Source organism: Streptomyces sp. L-9-10 (genome assembly GCF_004151105.1).
Taxonomy (GTDB): Bacteria; Actinomycetota; Actinomycetes; order Streptomycetales; family Streptomycetaceae; genus Streptomyces.
Genome location: NZ_PHRF01000086.1, coordinates 1 through 668, shown reverse-complemented (window position 1 = coordinate 668; position 668 = coordinate 1). Strand labels below are relative to the sequence as shown.

At 70.2% G+C, this 668-nt stretch carries 1 protein-coding gene; it reads left to right on the top strand.

What is annotated here, in order from left to right; genetic code table 11:
- Positions 1 to 2: 2 nt before the first annotated feature.
- The gene (locus CU044_RS20065) at positions 3 to 668 is read left to right on the top strand and encodes a response regulator transcription factor (RefSeq protein WP_129770097.1); all 666 of its coding nucleotides are present in this window, start codon (positions 3 to 5) and stop codon (positions 666 to 668) included.

The window sequence follows — 668 nt, the reverse complement described above, 5'->3', positions numbered from 1 at the left end:
ACGTGCGCGTACTCGTCGTGGAGGACGAGCCGCTGATGGGGCGGGCTCTGGTGGCGGGGTTGCGCCGCGAGGCGATGGCGGTGGACCTGGTGACCGATGGTGAACAGGCGTTGGTGAATCTGGCCTGTCATGACTACGACGTGGTGGTGCTGGACCGGGATCTGCCCGGGGTGCATGGCGATGAGGTGTGCCGGCGGGTGGTGGAGGAGTACCGCTCGGTGCGGGTGCTGATGCTGACGGCGGCCGCTTCGCTGGATGACCGGGTGGGCGGGCTGCGGCTGGGCGCGGACGATTATCTGTCCAAGCCGTTCGACTTTCCGGAGCTGGTGGCGCGGCTGCGGGCGCTCCAGCGCCGGGCGGGGACTCCGCCGCCGCCGGTTCTGGAGTATGCCGGGCTGCGGCTGGACCCGTTCCGCCGTGAGGCGTACCGGGAGGGCCGGTATCTGCGGCTGACCCGCAAGGAGTTCGCCGTGCTCCATCTCCTGACGGCGGCCGGGGGCGGGGTCATCAGCGCGGAGACACTGCTGGAGAAGGCGTGGGACGAGCACGCGGACCCGTTCACCAACTCCGTACGCGTCACCGTCTCCACCCTGCGCCGCAAGCTGGGTGAACCGGCCCTGCTGCACACGATGACCGGAGTCGGCTACTACCTGGCACCGGCCCCGTGA